Genomic DNA, 16,443 nt, shown 5'->3' with positions numbered 1-16,443 from the left:
TTCAGGGCAAGGTATGTTGAAGTGCTTATCGGTGCTGGCGCTGGGGGGCTCGCTGGCGTTTCCGTGCGCGGCTGCGGTGATGCCGGCGCCGGACATCCAGGTGAACCCGGCGGGACGACACCTGGTGCTGAACTTGCCGCAGGCGCGGCTGTTCCTGTACCAGGATGGCAAGCTGGCGCGGATTTTTCCGGTGGCGGTGGGCAAGATGCTGACGCAGACGCCGACCGGCAGCTTCGACATCACCGGCATTTACAAGGCGCCGGCGTGGCATGTGCCCAAGTCCATCCAGGATGAAATGCGCCGCAACGGCAAGGAAGTGCAGACCGTGGTGCCGCCGGGGCCCAACAATCCCTTGGGGCCGGTATTCGTGCGCTTTGGCGAAAGCCGGCTGGGGCTGGGCTTTCACGGCACCAACGCTCCCGGCTCGGTGCCGGGTTTTCGCAGCCACGGCTGCGTGCGGCTGAAAAACGACGACGCGCTGGAGCTGGCCGGCACGGTCAGCCGCGGCGACGCGGTCACCGTCGCCTATCAGACCATTCTGCTGAGCCAGGATGAAGCCGGCCAGTTGTGGCTGACCGTCTACCGCAACCATTACAAGCAGGAAGATCCGTCGCTGAAATACCTGGCGCAGACGCTGCTGGACTGGCAGCGCCAGCACCAGCAGGCGCTGTACGGCCAGCGGGTGGACGATGCGCTGAAGCAGCGCAGCGGCAAGCCGGTGTGCTTGAGCTGCAAGAGCGCCAGCGGCGCGATCAGCGGCGGCTTGCAGCCTTTTGCCTGGCTGTCGCGCCTGACGCCGGCCGCCGCGCCCGAGACGCCGGCGGCCAGCCAGCCGGCGCCGGATCGCGAGCCGGGTCCGCCGGCCAGGGCCAGCCAGCGCGGCAGAACCGCCGCCCGGGCCGGTTGATAGGGTTTTCGGACGAAAAAGGCCGCTTTCGCGGCCTTTTTTCTTGCTCGCCGTTTACTGCGCGGCGGCTTTCAGCGCCTGGCCGATGTCGGCCAGGATGTCGTCTATGTGTTCAATGCCGATGGACAGCCGCACCAGCTCCGGCTTGACGCCCGCGCTCAGCTGTTCTTGCGGCGACAGCTGGCGGTGGGTGGTGGAGGCCGGGTGGCAGGCCAGCGACTTGGCGTCGCCGATGTTCACCAGCCGCGTCACCAGCTGCAGCGCGTCGATGAAGCGGCCGCCGGCGGCTTCCCCGCCCTTGATGCCGAAGGACAGGATGCCGGAGGCGCGGCCGCCCAGGTAGCGGTCCACCAGCGGCTTGCTTGGGTTGTCGGGCAGACCGGCGTATTCCACCCACTCCACCGCCGGGCTTGCTTGCAGGAAATGGGCGACTTTCAGCGCGTTGTCGCAAATGCGGTCCAGCCGCAGCGCCAGCGTTTCTATGCCTTGCAGGATCAGGAAGGCGTTGAACGGCGACAGCGCCGCGCCCATATTGCGCAGCGGCACCACGCGGGCGCGGGCGATGTAGGCGGCCGCGCCCAGCGCTTCCACGTAATTGACGCCGTGGTAGCTGACATCGGGCTCGTTCAGCCGCTTGAAGCGCGCCTTGTGCTCTCCCCACGGGAATTTGCCGGAGTCGACGATGGCGCCGCCTATGCTGTTGCCGTGGCCGCCCAGGTATTTGGTCAGGCTGTGCACGACGATGTCGGCGCCGTGTTCGAACGGCCGGCACAGATAGGGCGAAGGCACGGTGTTGTCGACGATCAGCGGCAGGCCGTGGCGATGGGCCTCGGCGGCGAAGGCGGCGAAATCCACCACATTGCCCAGCGGGTTGCCTATCGATTCGCAGAACACCGCCTTGGTGCGTTCGTCCACCAAAGCGGCGATGGCGGCCGGATTCTGGTAGTCGACGAAACGCACTTCAATCCCCAGCTGCGGGAAGGTGTGGGCGAACAGGTTATAGGTGCCGCCGTACAGCGTGCGGGTGGCTATGATGTTGTCGCCGGCTTCGGCGATGGTCTGGATGGCGTAGGCGATGGCCGCCATGCCGGACGCCACCGCCAGCGCGCCTATGCCGCCCTCCAGCGCCGCCACCCGTTTTTCCAGCACGTCGGTGGTCGGGTTCATGATGCGGGTGTAGATATTGCCCTGCACCTTGAGGTCGAACAGATCGGCGCCGTGCTGGGTGCTGTCGAAGGCGTAGCTGGTGGTTTGATACAGCGGCACCGCCACCGCCTTGGTGGTGGGGTCGGGGCTGTATCCGGCGTGGACGGCTAGGGTTTCCAGTTTCATCGTCAGGCTCCAGGGCGGGTCATCGGGTCAAGCGCTTGTCATGATCGCCTACCTTAATGCCTGGCCTGCTCAATCGCAAGGTGCTAACGATGCTTCAAAATATAACTATCCGTTATATTTCAGTCCCTATCCGCCAGATCGGCTGCCAGTTCTCCGACCCGCGCCAGCGCGCGCTGGTAGGCCTCGTTCCACGGATAGCAGCAGGACAGCCGCAGGCAGTTGCGATAGCGGCCCTTGGCCGAGTACATCGCGCCGGGCACCACGGTGATGCGTTCGGCCAGCGCGGCCTGGAACAGCTGCATGGTGTCGGCGTGGCTGGGCAGCTCCACCCACAGCAGGCAGCCGCCAGAGGGCAGCGTGGCGCGGGTGCCGGCGGGGAAGTGCTGGGCCACCGCGCCGCGCAGCTTTTCCATCTGGCTGTTGAAGTGGCGGCGGATCAGCCGCAGGTGGTGGTCGTAGCCGCCGCTTTCCAGGTATTCGGCCAGCGTTTCCTCCAATAGCGCCGGCTGGCCCAGGCTGCTGGAAAACTTCAGCCGCCGCACTTCGCTGAGGAAGCGGCCGGGGGCGATCCAGCCGATGCGGAAACCCGGCGCCAGCGTCTTGCTGTAGCTGGCGCATAGCAGCACCCAGCCGTCGCGGTCGTAGGCTTTCACCGCGTTTGGCGTCGCGGCGCCGTAAAACAGGTCGGCGTGCGGCACGTCCTCGATCAGCGGCACCTGGTAGTCGTTGACCAGTTGCGCCAGCCGCTGCTTGGCTTCCGGCGGCATGGTGCTGCCCAGCGGGTTGTGCACGGTGGGCATGGCCACCACGGCGTTGAGCCGTTTTTCCGACAGCAGCAGTTCCAGCGCGTCCAGCGCCAGCCCGCTGGTGGGGTGGGTGGGGATTTCGATCACGCTCAGCCCCAAGTCCTTCAGCATGGGCAGCAGCGCGAAATAGGTGGGGGACTCCACGCCCACGGTGTCGCCTGGCTTGCAGGTGGCGCGCAATGCCAGCTGCAGCGCCTCGGTGCAGCCGTTGCTGATCACCAGCTCGTCGGCGGCCAGCACGCAGCCCCAACTGACGGCGCGCTGGGCGATCTGCCGCCGCAGCCGTTCCGAGCCGGGCGGGAACGGGTAGTCGGTGGTCAGTTCCGGGTGCTGGCGCAGCAGCCTCCCCATGATGTGCTTGAAGCGGGTGGTAGGGTAGAAGTCGCTGCCGCGCGGGCTGGCCAGCGACAGGTCGATGAAGTCGGCCTGGTTTTGCGCGCCCATCACGGCCTCGATCTGGTCTACCACCTCGCCGGTGTGATGGGCGGCGCTCTGGCGGCGCATCCGCGGCAAGGGCAGGCTGGCGGCGGATTTGACGTAGAAGCCCGACTGCGGCCGCGCCTCGATCAGGCCGCGGTCTTCCAGCGTGCGGTAGGTCTGCAGAATGGTGGACGGGCTGACCTTGTGCATCGCGCAGGCCTTGCGCACCGAAGGCAGCCGCTCGCCCGGGCGGATGGTGCCGGTCTGGATCAGGGTGGTCCATTCGTTGACCAGTTGCTGGTAAAGCGGTTCGCTGCTCATGTTGGAAGGCTCCGGACGGGGACGGACGGTACAGTTTCGAACGAAATTAACCATAACAGTTTTGCAACTGCAAAACTGTTATGGTCTCAATTGTATTTTTCTGAATCTGTAATTGTCCAGGGCAAAAGCTTAAGATGACGGCCTTGAGTCGGGGCGCGCCCCGAGAGTGCCGGCGGCGCGCCGGCTGCGGTCTAGGAGTCGTCATGAATCTGCTTGCACTGGTCACCTATCTGCTGGTGATGTCCATCACCCCCGGCCCCAATAATCTGGTGCTGGCGTCGTCGGGGGTCAATTTCGGTTTTTCGCGCACGCTGCCGTCGCTGCTGGGCATGGCGCTGGGCCTGTCGCTGCAGGTAGGCATCCTCTCTGTCGGTTTGGGCGCGCTGATGTCGCTGATGGAGTCGCTGCAGCTGTATCTGGCGATCGCCGGCTGCGGCTACCTGCTGTGGCTGTCGTGGAGCATGGCGCGCGCGGGGGCGGCCAAGAGCGCCGACGCCGGCGTCCGGCCGATGGGCTTCTGGGGCGGCATCCTGTTCAACTGGCTCAATCCCAAGGTGTGGCTGATGGGCTTCAACCTGGTGATGGTGTTCCTGCCGGCGCACATGAATCCGTGGCACGCCGCCGCGCTGTTCGCGCTGATCACCTTTTTCACCAGCCTGCCGTGCATCGCGGTGTGGGCCGGCTCCGGCGTGGCCATCCGACGTTTCCTCGATTCCCCGCCGCGGCTGCGCGCGTTCAACTTCAGCATGGCCGCGATGCTGGCGCTGACCGCCTTCTGGCTGCTGGCGCAGATGATGCCGAGCGGGGCCTTGCCCAATATGGTCTGAGCCGGCCAAAAAGAAGCCCGCAAGTTTGCGGGCTTTTTTGTTGGCGGCGTACAATGGCGCCCTTGTGTGTTTTTCTCAGAGTCCAACCCATCATGATCCGTACCCGTTTCGCCCCCAGCCCCACCGGTTACCTGCACATCGGCGGCGTGCGCACCGCGCTGTTCTCCTGGGCCTATGCCCGCAAAAACAACGGCGTGTTCGTGCTGCGCATCGAAGACACCGATCTGGAGCGCTCCACGCCGGAGTCGGTGAAGGCGATTCTGGACGGCATGCACTGGGTGGGCCTGGACTACGATGAAGGCCCGTTCTACCAGACCCATCGCTTCGACCGCTACAAGGAAGTGATCCAGCAGCTGCTGGCCTCCGGCCACGCCTACCACTGCTATTGCAGCAAGGAAGAGCTGGAAGCGATGCGCGCCGAGCAGGAAGCCCGCGGCGACAAGCCGCGCTACGACCGCCGCTGGCGCCCGGAAGCCGGCAAAACGCTGCCGGCCATCCCGGAGGGCGTGCAGCCGGTGGTGCGCTTCAAGACGCCGCTCGCTGGCGTGGTGGCCTGGGACGACGCGGTCAAGGGCCGCATCGAAATCTCCAATGAAGAGCTGGACGACCTGATCATCGCCCGTCCCGACGGCAGCCCCACCTATAACTTCTGCGTGGTGGTGGACGACTGGGACATGCAGATCACCCACGTGATCCGCGGCGACGACCACGTCAACAACACCCCGCGCCAGATCAATATTCTCAAGGCGCTGAACGCGCCGCTGCCAGTGTACGGCCACCTGCCGATGATCCTGAATGAAGACGGCCAGAAGATGTCCAAGCGCCGCGACGCGGTCAGCGTGGTGGACTACGCCGACAAGGGCATCCTGCCGGAAGCGCTGCTGAACTACCTGGCGCGCCTGGGCTGGGGCCATGGCGACGACGAATTCTTCAGCATGGAGCAGTTCGTCGAATGGTTCACGCTGGAGGCGGTGAGCCCGTCCGCCAGCCGCTTCAACCAGGAAAAATTCATGTGGCTGAACGCGCAGCACATCAAGGCCGCCGACAACGGCCGCCTGGCCGAGCTGATCGCGCCGCGCCTGGCGAAAGCCGGCGTCGATACCACCCATGGCCCGGCCATCGGCGACGTGCTGGCGCTGGTGAAGGAGCGGGTGCAGGACCTGAACGCGCTGGCGCTGGAAGTCGATTACTTCTACAAAAAGCGCGAACCGGTCGCCGCCGATGTGGAGAAGCATCTGGCCGGAGACGCTGTAGCGCGCATGGGCCGCTTCGTCGACCGACTGGCTGCTCTGGAAGCCTGGAGCGCCGAATCCATCCATGAGCTGTTCAAACCGTTCTGCGCCGACGAAGGCATCAAGATGGGCCAGCTGGGCATGCCGCTGCGCGTGCTGGTATGCGGCACCACCCAGACCCCGTCGGTGGACGCGGTGCTGGCCTTGATCGGCAAGGACGAGGTGCTGCGCCGCCTGCGCGGCTGACCCTTTCCGCCGCACGGCAGGAAACCACCCCCGCCGCCCGCATGGGCCGCGGGGGTTTTCGCGTTTGTCAGCCGGCCGCCAGTTTCGCCAGGTAGCGCAGGCCACTGATGCTGGGGAAGAAGCAATAGGCGCTGCCGCGGGTGTGGATCAGCCGGGGAAAGCCGGTGATCCGTTTGTTGTTCTGCCCCTTGGGGCCGGCCTGGGCATCGGTGAAGGAGCTTTGGTCGACCGGGTTGACGCCGATGAACACGTCCTCCCCGCTGATGTTGAACACCGCGTTGCCTTGTTCCGGCCCGCCCGGTCCGGTGGCCGATTTGACGAAGTCGGAGCGCAGCACCCACTGGCTGGTGACGAACTCGAACTGGTTGGCGATGCTGGCATTGATGAAATAGCCGATCAGGCCGCGCTTTTGCGCGTCCGGCTTGGCCGGGTCGTATTCCGGGCCGTATGGCATGGCGCGGCGCACGATGCGGTGCAGCGGGCTGCCGGCGCCCACCACCGCGCCGTCGCGCGGATTGCTGCGGCGGATGTGCGAGCCTATCGGGCACTTCAGGCCCAGCGTATCGTCCTTGTCCAGCGTGGCGTCGACGTAATGGAAGTCGTTCAGCTGCGAGGGCGGCAAGACCTCGCCGGCCGCGTCGGGACGCAAGGTCAGCGGGTTGCCGTTGCGCCAGCGGCCGCAGACTTTCGCCGCCAGCGTTTCGGCATCGACTCCCAGGCGGGGAGCGTAGGTTTGCAGAAAGCTTTCGAAGCCTTCCACATCCTGCTCCAGGATGCGGAAGGCGGCGAAGCTGCTGTTGAGCGACAGTTCTTTCGGCTCCAGCGTGTAGCTGCCGCCGCTTTCGTTGGGATAACCCAGCAGGAATTCGCCGGTGGCCACCGGCGGTTGATCGTCCGGGATGTCGCGCTTGCGCGGCGGCGCGCCGATGATGGTGGGCTGAGCGATGCTGTCGCGATAGCCGAAGTGCACTTTGTTATCCGGCAGTGCCACGGCGTCTTGCGCCGACAATTTCTTCACGCCGTAATCGGCGAAGGCGCAGCATAGCTTGGCGCTGGCCGACTCCAGCTGTTCTGCAGACCCATCCACCCATAGGCTGAGCAGCGCATGGACTTGGGCGCCCTGATCCAGGCCGCCTATCCAGTGCTGCGGCGCGCTGTCGCCAGTGTCGCCGATGCTGGCGGCGATGCCGGGATCGGTCGCGCCCTGGCGGAAAGACGCGTCGAAGGTTTGCAGCTGCGCATCGCTCAGTCCCAGCCGCGCCAGGCCGGCGCAGGTGAAGCTGAGATTGAGGAAGTGGATGGGTTTTTGCGCGCCGCGTTGGGCGGTGGTGATGGGGGGCAACCCCAGTTCGCCGTCCACCAGCTTGAGTATCAGCGCCGCCGCGCGGGCTTTGTCGTCGATGCGCAGGATGAAGTGGCGGGCGCGTTCCACCCGGTAGCCGCGCAGAATGGTGCCCTGCACGTCGTCGTAGGCAATGGCTGGGGTCATGCGGCAGCTCCTAGGGGGCGGGATGCGGGCGGCCGCCGCTGGCGCGGGTGGGCCGCTTGGTCCGGGCAATGTTCAGGGCAGCGAGGCCAGCACCTGCTGCACGGTGGCGGTGTAGGCCTGGTACATGTCATTGTTGGGGGCGTGCTGCGAGGCGTCGTTGGCGGCGATGAAGGCCTTGAACGCGGCGACGTGGCTGGCGACCGGAATCAGGCCGGAGGCGCCGTCGATGAAGCGCAGCAAGGCGTCGAAGATGGGGCCGACTTCCTTGACGAAGTCCTGGATGTAGCTGTCGAAGCTGCCGTCGTATTCGGTGATCACCGCCAGCACGTAGCTTTTGCTGGGCTTGATGCCGGGCTGGAGATTGGGCGCGGCGCGGTCCAGCAACTGGGTGCGGGCGTAGTGGACGGTGCCGATCTTGGTCAGCGCCGCGTGCAGCAGCGGCTGGTTTTCCTTCACGGTGGCGGCCAGGGCGGTCAGGTCCGCGTCGGGCGCCACCGGCATCAGCAGGGTAAGGGGACTGGCCATGTTTCTCTCCTAAACGCAACTATCGGAGGTTGAAACATAGGAAGCGGACAGCCGGTTGGTAATTGTGTTGAATACGTAGCGCCGGCTGCGGTCAGCGCCGCAGCAGCTGCCAGCTGGCGATGCCGGCCATGGTCATCAGCAGGGAGCCGCTGACATGCGCGGCGATGGCGGTGAAGGCGGGAACCAGTTGCCCCTGGCGCAGCAGTTCCACCACTTCGGCGGAAAAAGTGGAAAAGGTGGTCAGGCCGCCGCAGAAGCCGGTGATGATCAGCAGCCGCCACATCGGCGGCAGGCTGGGCATGTCGGCGAACAGCGCCACCGCCAGGCCGATGATGTAGCCGCCTATCAGGTTGGCGGCCAGCGTGCCCAGCGGCAGGGAGGGGAACAGGCTGTTCAGCCGCAGGCCGAGAAACCAGCGCAGCAGCGCGCCGATGGCGGCGCCGGCGGCGATGGCGAATATCGATTTCCACATGGTGACGAGGGCGGGAGTGGCGATGCCAGCCATTCTGCATGGCGCGGCAGCTTTCGTACAGGGAGCGGCCGGGCGAAAAAAAAGAGCCCCACAGGGGGCTCCCAATTGCACCTTCGCTCAGGTGACCAGACTGCGCGCCGTTGACGACGCAATCCGATCGCGTCCGGTCCGCTCATCCCTTGGGTTTCGCGAACTGACGAGGTGATTATCCCGGCAGGGCCGGCGGCGCTGTAGCATGATTGTTGAGCGCTTATGTGACGGGGTGTAATGAAATCCGGCTGGAATTAACACTTCCGCAAAACAATCGCCTGGAATGCCCAGAGGCAGACGCGTCAGGCAATTTGCCGTTATTATCCGGAGATCATCGGGGAGCAAAGGACCAGATTTTGACTACGCATTATCCGGTAATAGACAAGCGCACCATCAGCATGCGCTGGGGCGATATGGACGCCGTCGGCCATCTGAACAACACCTACTATTTCCGCTATCTGGAGCAGGTGCGGATAGAGTGGCTGAATTCGCTGGGCTACGGCATCGACCCGGAAGGCATCGGGCCGGTGCTGGCCAATACCGCCTGCACCTTCCGCAAGCAACTGACCTACCCGGCGACGCTGGACATCACCATCGAACTGGAAAAACTGGGGAACAGCAGCCTGAAGCTGCGCCACCACTTCTACCGGCAGGACGACCCCGGCACGGTTTACGCCAGCGCCGAGGTGCTGCTGGTATGGGTCGATTACAAGGCGGAAAAGTCGGTCGCCATTCCCGACCCCATCCGCGAAGCCATCCAGCGCGCGCTGCCGGCGGCGTGATTCGTCACGCGGCCGGATCCAGCTTGCGGCGGATCAGGTCGCGCAGCAGGAAGCGGCTGGGATGGATGGCCTGCATCAGGTGGGCCGGCAGCGGCGTCGGTTCGTCTTCCAGCAGCGCCGCCAGGATCTCGCCCGACAGCGGCGCGGTGATCAGCCCGCGCGAGCCGTGCGCGGTGTTGACGTACAGGCCTTCCACCCATGGGCAAGGTTGCTGCGGCTGCAAGGACGCATCCCGGGCGAGTTCGGCGTAGCATTGCGCGAAGTCGCGGCGGGCGACGGCCGGGCCGATCAGCGGCAGGTAGTCCGGGCTGGTGCAGCGGAAGGCGGCGCGGCCATCCAGCGCGCCGCGGCCGCCGCTGGTCAGGCCGTCATGCAATTGCGGCGCCAGCTCGGCCAGCATCTGCAGGTTTTCCGCATGTTCGGCGTCGTTTACCGCCAGGTCGTCGCTGTCGAACTTGAAGGTGGCGCCCAGGCAATGGCGGCCGCCGCGCGCCGGCGAGATATAGCCTTCGCCGCACAGCACGGTGGCCAGCCGCTCGCTGTCCGGCGTCGCGGCGATGCTGGTGACCTGGCCGCGTATCTTTTTCAAGGGCAGATGGCTGGTGGCGTCGAACTGGGCGGTTTCCGCCGCGCCCGCCAGCACCACCACCGAGGCCAGGGCCAGCGGGCCGCTTTCGTCGCTGGCCAGCCAATGGCGCTCGTTCTGGTCATACTCCAGCTCCAGCACGGTATGGCTGGTGCGCACGGCGATATTGGGGTGGTCGGCCAGCCGCGCCACCAGGGCCGGCGGATGCACCCAGCCGCCCTGCGGGAAGAACAGCCCGCCTGAGGGCAGCGCCACGCCAGCCAGCTCGCTGGCCTGCTCGCGGTCCAGCTTGCGCATCACCGCTTCCGGCAGCCCCAGTTCCGCCAGCGCCTGCTGTTTTTCCCCTTCCTTCGCTTCATGCGCCAGCTGCAGCACGCCGCAGGCGCGCCAGTTTTCGCCATCCTCCGGCAGCAGTTCGCGCAGGGTCCGCAGGCTGTACGCGTAGCCGGACAGCACCAGGCGCGACAGCGGCGTCAGGTGCGGCGACAGCTTGGTGTACAGCACGCCCTGCGGGTTGCCGGAGGCGGCGCTGGCAAGCCGGGGCATCCGTTCGATCAGCGTCACCTGCCAGCCGCGCACGGCCAGGCTGTGCGCGGTGGACGCGCCGGCGACGCCGCCGCCCACCACGATGGCGCTGCGTTCGCGCCAGCGCTGCGGCGGGCGGGCGAACCAGGGGGCTTGCCAGGGCATCGCGGCGGCGGTTTGCAGCCAGCCGCGGCTGATATGGCGTTTCTGGCCGTGGCCGGGGGCTTTTTCCACCTGGAAGCCGGCCGCGGTCAGGCCGCGGCGCACGGCGCCGGCGCTGGTGAAGGTGGCGAAAGTGGCGCCAGGGGCGGACAGACGGGCCATCTGGTCGAACAGCGGCTGCTGCCACATGTCGGGATTTTTCGACGGCGCGAAGCCGTCGAGGAACCAGGCGTCGACGCGGGCGTCCAGCTGCGGCAGCACGTCCAGCACGTCCCCCACCATCAGCGTCAGGCTGACGCGGCCGCCGGCCAGCAGCAGGCGGTGCCAGCCCGGCGTCAGCATGTCGTATTGGCGCAGCAGCTGGTTGGACTGCGCCGCCAGCTCCGGCCACAGCGCCAGCGCGCGGGACAGGTCCTGCGGGGTCAGCGGGTATTTCTCGGCGCTGACGAAATGCAGCCGGGCGTCGGCGGGCGCGTGCTGCTCAAAGCATTGCCAGGCGCAGAGGAAATTCAGGCCGGTGCCGAAGCCGGTTTCGGCGATGGTGAATTGCCCGCGCTGCGGCAGGGCGGCGAAGCGCTCGGCCAGCTGGTTGTGCTGGAGGAAAACGTGGCGGGTTTCGTCGAGGCCGGCGTCGCGGGAAAAATACACGTCGCCGAAGGCGATGGACGTAGGTTGGCCATCCTGCCAGTCTAGCTGGGCAGGCGTGGAAATGCGTGGGGTGCTTGGGCTTGTCATTGCGGCTGGGCCCGCGGCCGGCGGGCTGGCGGATTCTGTTCTGTCAGCCTGGATTGTCGCACGGCCAATACAGCCGTTCCAGATGGATGGCGCGCAAACGCCGCCGCTTGTCGTTATCTAATGCTTGGGAATGTATTTTGCGCATTTAAATGCCAATGAACTCATCGCGCTGCCATGGGTGTCGAGACCGGCGCTGCCGAGCGCCTGGCTTGTAATAAGATGAGGAAGGGGGCGTCGGCGGATGGGCGGCCATGGAAGGTTCTGCAGGGCGGAGGCGTGGAAGATGAGGCGAGCGAGCAGCATAGGCAGTCGGCTGGTATTGACCCAGGTAGTGCTGATGGCGCTGGTGGCCGGCGCGATCCTGTATCCCTTGTATGTGTTCAGCCAGCGCTTGATGCTGGAGCGCACCCAGAAAGTGCAGGCCCAGCTGCTGGCGCAGTCGCTGAACATGGTGGACGGTTTCAACGAATCGTTGCGCCTGTCCACCCGGCAATTCGAGAAAGTGTTCTTCGCCGAGTTCAGGAGCGGTTTCAGCCTGAATCCGGCAGAGAAGATCAATGTGGCCGGCGCGGCGACGCCGGCGTTGTTGATGGGCGGCGAGCCGGTCAACGGCAATAACCGGATGGTCGACCACTTTTCCGCGGTCAGCGGCAATGTCGCGTCCATCTTCGTCCGCGACGGAGACGACTTCGTGCGCGTGTCCACCACGCTGCTGATGGAAAACGGCAACCGCGCGCTGGGCAGCCGGCTGGAGCGCGCCGCGCCGGCTTACGCCAAGCTGGCCGCCGGCGACGGCTACATCGGCCTGGCCAATCTGTACGGCAAGGATTACGTCACCAGCTACAGCCCGATCAAGGACGGCGACGGCAAGGTGATAGGCGCCACCTTCGTCGGCGTCGGCGCCACCGAGGGTATCGCCAGCCTGCTGGTGCGGCTGGGCAAGGTGAAGCTGGAGGATAGCGGCCACATCGACGTGATCGATGTCAATCCGGCTTCGGCCAGTTTCGGCCGCTATCTGCTGCATCCGCGGCTGAACGGCCGTTCGGTGGACAAATCGCTGGACGCCGACGGCAAGCCCTATCTGCGCGAACTGCTCAAGGGCGGCAGCGGCAATCTGTCGGTGCGCCTGCCCGGCGACAAGGGCGCCGCCGCGCACATGCTGTCCTACGCCAGCTTCGCGCCGTGGAACTGGCTGCTGGTCAGCGACGAAACCGAGTCCGAGCTGCAGCGCGAAAACCGCATGCTGATCGCCTGGCTGGCCGCCGGCTGCGGCGTGCTGCTGGCGGTGCTGGCGCTGGCGTTGTGGGGCGCGACCCGCATCCTGGTGACGCGTCCGGTGCGCCAACTGGTGGCCGAGGTGGCGTCCATTCAGGACAACCATGATCTGCAGCGCCGCCTGCCGACGGGGCGGGGCGGCGAGATGGGCGAAATGGCCAATGCGTTGAACGGCCTGCTGGACAGCTTCCAGCTGGCGCTCAACCGCACCAGCCATCACGCGCTGGACCTGGACCGGGCGGCGCAGGATCTGTCGCACAAGGCCGGCGCGGCGGCGGCTTCGTCGGGCGAGCAGCGCGACAGCGCCCGGCAGATGTCGCAGCACACCGAGCTGCTGATCGCCGGGGTGGAGCAGATCGAAAGGGTGGCGGGCGAGGCCAGCGAGGTGGCGCAGGCGTCCAGCGAAGCGGCGCAGAACGGCAGCGCCAGCCTGGCGGCGGCGGTGGACGAGGTCAATCGCATCGCCGCGACGCTGGACAACGCCGCCGACAGCCTGCTGGCGCTGGAGAGCAACGCCGGCCAGATCAGCGACATCGTCAACGTGATCCACGACATCGCCGACCAGACCAATCTATTGGCCTTGAACGCGGCGATAGAGGCGGCGCGCGCCGGCGAGATGGGCCGCGGCTTCGCGGTGGTGGCGGACGAAGTGCGCAAGCTGGCCGAGCGCACCAGCCAGTCCACCCGGCAGATAGGCGAAATGATCGCCGCGATGCAGCAGGCGGCGACGCTGGCGGCGCAGGCGATGCGCCAGTCGGTGAGCTGCGCGTCTGAAGGGGCGGCCATCACCGCCAGGGCGCGGGAGGCGATGGGGTCCATCGTCGCCGACGCCGAACGTTCGATGGCGGTGGTGTCCGCCATCAACCAGGAGCTGGCGTCGCAGCGGCAGACCGTGGAAAACATCGCGGAACAGGTGGCGCAGGTGGCCCGGTTGGCCGAAACCCACAATCAGGAAGCCGAGCGTTCGGCGCAAACCGCCGGCGAAATGGCGCAGCTGGCCGACTCGCTGAAGCAGGAAGTGCGGGTGTTCCGCGCTTGATTCCCGGCAGCCGCCGGGTTTGCGCGCGGTCAAACGCCGGCGCGGCGGCGCCCTTGAAATGGCCGGCAGGCTCCCCAAGATGGAAGTCATCGACAGTTTTCACGGGAGCCGCAAATCATGCGATTCGACAAGCTGACCACCAAATTCCAACAGGCGCTGGGCGACGCCCAAAGCCTGGCCGTAGCGGGCGACAACGCCTATATCGAGCCGCAGCATCTGCTGCTGGCGATGCTGGACGACGCCGAAGCCGGCGTCGGCGGCCTGCTGGCGCGCGCCGGCGTCAACGTGCCGGCGCTGAAGGCCGGCCTGAAGTCTGCCATCGAACGGCTACCGCGGGTGCAGGGCCATGGCGGCGAGATCACCGTGTCGCGCGATCTGGCCAATCTGCTCAACGCCGCCGACAAGATCGCGATGAAGCTGGGCGACGAATTCATCGCCAGCGAGCTGTTCCTGTCCGCGCTGAGCCAGGACAAGGGCGAGACCGGCCGCCTGCTGAAAGAGCACGGCGGCAACCACGCGTCGATCCAGGCGGCGATAGACGCGGTACGCGGCGGCGAGAACGTCAACAGCGCCGACGCCGAGGGCCAGCGCGAAGCCTTGAAGAAATATACGATGGACCTGACCGAGCGCGCCCGCCAGGGCAAGCTCGACCCGGTGATAGGCCGCGACGACGAAATCCGCCGCGCCATCCAGGTGCTGCAACGCCGCACCAAGAACAATCCGGTGCTGATCGGAGAGCCGGGCGTGGGCAAAACCGCCATCGTCGAAGGCCTGGCGCAGCGCATCGTCAACGGCGAAGTGCCGGAAAGCCTGAAGAACAAGCGCCTGTTGGTGCTGGACCTGGCGGCCTTGATCGCCGGCGCCAAGTTCCGCGGCGAATTCGAAGAACGACTGAAGGCGGTGCTGAACGATCTGGCCAAAGACGACGGCCAGACCCTGATCTTCATCGACGAAATCCACACGCTGGTGGGCGCCGGCAAGGCCGAAGGCGCGATGGACGCCGGCAATATGCTGAAACCGGCTTTGGCGCGCGGCGAACTGCATTGCATCGGCGCCACCACGCTGGACGAATACCGCAAGTACATCGAGAAGGACGCCGCGCTGGAGCGCCGCTTCCAGAAGGTGTTGGTGGGCGAGCCATCGGTCGAGGACACCATCGCCATCCTGCGCGGCCTGCAGGAAAAGTATGAAATCCACCACGGCGTCGACATCACCGACCCGGCCATCGTCGCCGCCGCGGAATTGAGCCAGCGCTACATCACCGACCGCTTCCTGCCGGACAAGGCGATAGACCTGATCGACGAGGCCGCATCCAAGATCAAGATGGAGCTGGATTCTAAGCCGGAAGCGATGGACAAGCTCGACCGCCGCCTGATCCAGCTGAAGATCGAGCGCGAGGCGGTGAAGCGCGAGAGCGACGAGGCTTCGCAAAAGCGTCTGCAGCTGATCGAGGACGAGATAAGCGGCCTATCGCGCGAATACGCCGACCTGGAAGAGATCTGGAAGGCGGAAAAAGCCGCCCAGCAAGGCTCGCAGAGCATCAAGGAGGAAATCGACCGCCTGAAGGCGAATATGGAAGACCTCAAGCGCAAGGGCGACTGGCAGAAACTGGCCGAGTTGCAATACGGCAAGTTGCCGCAACTGGAAGCGCGCTTGAAGGAGGCCGAGGCCGCCGGCGAGCAGGGCGAGGCCAAGCCCAACCGTCTGCTGCGCACCCAGGTGGGCGCCGAGGAAATCGCCGAGGTGATCAGCCGCGCCACCGGCATTCCGGTGTCCAAGATGCTGACCGGCGAGCGCGAGAAGCTGTTGCACATGGAAGACGTGCTGCATCGGCGCGTGGTGGGGCAGGACGAGGCGGTGACCGCGGTGGCCGACGCCATCCGCCGCTCGCGCTCGGGTCTGGCCGACCCGAACAAGCCGTATGGATCATTCCTGTTCCTGGGACCGACCGGCGTCGGCAAGACCGAGCTGTGCAAAACGCTGGCCGGCTTCCTGTTCGACAGCGAGGAGCACCTGATCCGCATCGACATGTCCGAGTACATGGAGAAGCATTCCGTCGCCCGGCTGATCGGCGCGCCTCCGGGCTACGTCGGCTACGAGGAGGGCGGCTACCTGACCGAGCAGGTGCGCCGCAAGCCGTACAGCGTGATCCTGCTGGACGAGGTGGAGAAGGCGCATCCGGACGTGTTCAACGTGCTGCTGCAAGTGCTGGACGACGGCCGGTTGACCGATGGCCAGGGCCGCACCGTGGACTTCAAGAACACGGTGATCGTGATGACGTCCAATATCGGCAGCCAGCAGATCCAGGCGATGGCCACCGACGATTACCAGGTGATCAAGCTCGCCGTGATGGCCGAGGTGAAGACCCAGTTCCGCCCGGAATTCATCAACCGCATCGACGAGGTGGTGGTGTTCCACGGCCTGGACGAGAAGCACATCCAGTCCATCGCCCGCATCCAGCTGAAGGGCCTGGAGGCGCGGCTGGCCAAACTGGACCTGAACCTGCAGATCAGCGGCGAGGCGCTGGCGCTGCTGTCCGAGGCCGGTTTCGACCCGGTTTACGGCGCGCGTCCGCTGAAACGGGCTATCCAGGCCGAACTGGAAAATCCGCTGGCCAAGGCGATTCTGGCCGGCAAGTACCCGCCCAAGTCCACGGTGCTGGTGGAGGCGAAAAACGGCCAGCTGGTTTTCGACTGACCGTCGCCGCTGCGCGCGAAAACGGCCGCTGTTCG

12 protein-coding genes are annotated in these 16,443 nt (G+C 66.0%); 6 read left to right on the top strand and 6 right to left on the bottom strand.

The features are described from left to right. Positions 1-13 precede the first annotated feature (13 nt). Positions 14-907: a L,D-transpeptidase gene (locus tag MY55_RS19495; protein ID WP_043577494.1), complete on the top strand. Its 894-nt coding sequence runs from the start codon at positions 14-16 to the stop codon at positions 905-907. Positions 908-961: 54 nt separating this feature from the next. Here the strand turns inward: MY55_RS19495 and MY55_RS19490 are convergent, their stop codons facing one another. Then, the gene (locus tag MY55_RS19490; RefSeq protein WP_047237391.1) at positions 962-2,239 is read right to left on the bottom strand and encodes an O-acetylhomoserine aminocarboxypropyltransferase/cysteine synthase family protein; all 1,278 of its coding nucleotides are present in this window, start codon (positions 2,237-2,239) and stop codon (positions 962-964) included. Positions 2,240-2,358: 119 nt separating this feature from the next. After that, a complete protein-coding gene (locus tag MY55_RS19485) occupies positions 2,359-3,786 on the bottom strand; it encodes an aminotransferase-like domain-containing protein (RefSeq protein WP_043577491.1) in 1,428 nt (475 codons plus the stop codon). A gap of 203 nt (positions 3,787-3,989) precedes the next feature. Between MY55_RS19485 and MY55_RS19480 the strand changes: the two genes are divergently transcribed. Both MY55_RS19480 and gltX read left to right on the top strand, forming a co-directional pair. Continuing rightward, a complete protein-coding gene (locus MY55_RS19480; protein WP_043577490.1) occupies positions 3,990-4,613 on the top strand; it encodes a LysE family translocator in 624 nt (207 codons plus the stop codon). 89 nt (positions 4,614-4,702) lie between these two features. Next, positions 4,703-6,091 (top strand): glutamate--tRNA ligase, encoded by a 1,389-nt coding sequence (gene gltX / locus MY55_RS19475; protein ID WP_208856065.1) that lies wholly within the window; start codon positions 4,703-4,705, stop codon positions 6,089-6,091. Positions 6,092-6,158: 67 nt separating this feature from the next. On the opposite strand, the gene MY55_RS19470 is transcribed toward gltX, so the two are convergent. The 3 genes from MY55_RS19470 to crcB form a co-directional block, all read right to left on the bottom strand. After that, positions 6,159-7,580, bottom strand: a complete 1,422-nt coding sequence (locus MY55_RS19470) for a Dyp-type peroxidase (RefSeq protein ID WP_065202902.1) — start codon at positions 7,578-7,580, stop codon at positions 6,159-6,161. 72 nt (positions 7,581-7,652) lie between these two features. After that, complete coding sequence (locus MY55_RS19465; protein WP_157889391.1) at positions 7,653-8,105, bottom strand: hypothetical protein; 453 nt, start codon at positions 8,103-8,105, stop codon at positions 7,653-7,655. 91 nt (positions 8,106-8,196) lie between these two features. Further along, complete coding sequence (gene crcB / locus MY55_RS19460) at positions 8,197-8,610, bottom strand: fluoride efflux transporter CrcB (RefSeq protein WP_425266123.1); 414 nt, start codon at positions 8,608-8,610, stop codon at positions 8,197-8,199. 353 nt (positions 8,611-8,963) lie between these two features. On the opposite strand from crcB, the gene MY55_RS19455 reads away from it, so the two are divergent. Beyond that, positions 8,964-9,389, top strand: coding sequence for an acyl-CoA thioesterase (locus MY55_RS19455; protein ID WP_043577475.1), 426 nt, complete (start codon positions 8,964-8,966; stop codon positions 9,387-9,389). 4 nt (positions 9,390-9,393) lie between these two features. On the opposite strand, the gene mnmC is transcribed toward MY55_RS19455, so the two are convergent. Beyond that, positions 9,394-11,397 (bottom strand): bifunctional tRNA (5-methylaminomethyl-2-thiouridine)(34)-methyltransferase MnmC2/FAD-dependent 5-carboxymethylaminomethyl-2-thiouridine(34) oxidoreductase MnmC1, encoded by a 2,004-nt coding sequence (mnmC, locus tag MY55_RS19450; protein WP_047257885.1) that lies wholly within the window; start codon positions 11,395-11,397, stop codon positions 9,394-9,396. A 283-nt stretch (positions 11,398-11,680) separates the two neighbouring features. Here mnmC and MY55_RS19445 point away from each other — a divergent pair, with 283 nt between their 5' ends. Then, entirely contained in the window at positions 11,681-13,711 is a 2,031-nt protein-coding gene (locus MY55_RS19445) for a methyl-accepting chemotaxis protein (RefSeq protein ID WP_160309811.1), read from the top strand. A gap of 117 nt (positions 13,712-13,828) precedes the next feature. Next, a complete protein-coding gene (gene clpB, locus MY55_RS19440; RefSeq protein ID WP_043573229.1) occupies positions 13,829-16,408 on the top strand; it encodes an ATP-dependent chaperone ClpB in 2,580 nt (859 codons plus the stop codon). Positions 16,409-16,443 lie beyond the last annotated feature (35 nt).

The organism is Chromobacterium subtsugae, assembly GCF_001676875.1.
Taxonomy (GTDB): Bacteria; Pseudomonadota; Gammaproteobacteria; order Burkholderiales; family Chromobacteriaceae; genus Chromobacterium; species Chromobacterium subtsugae.
Note: the sequence above shows the minus strand (reverse complement) of the source record. Positions and strands in the feature narration are given on the sequence as shown.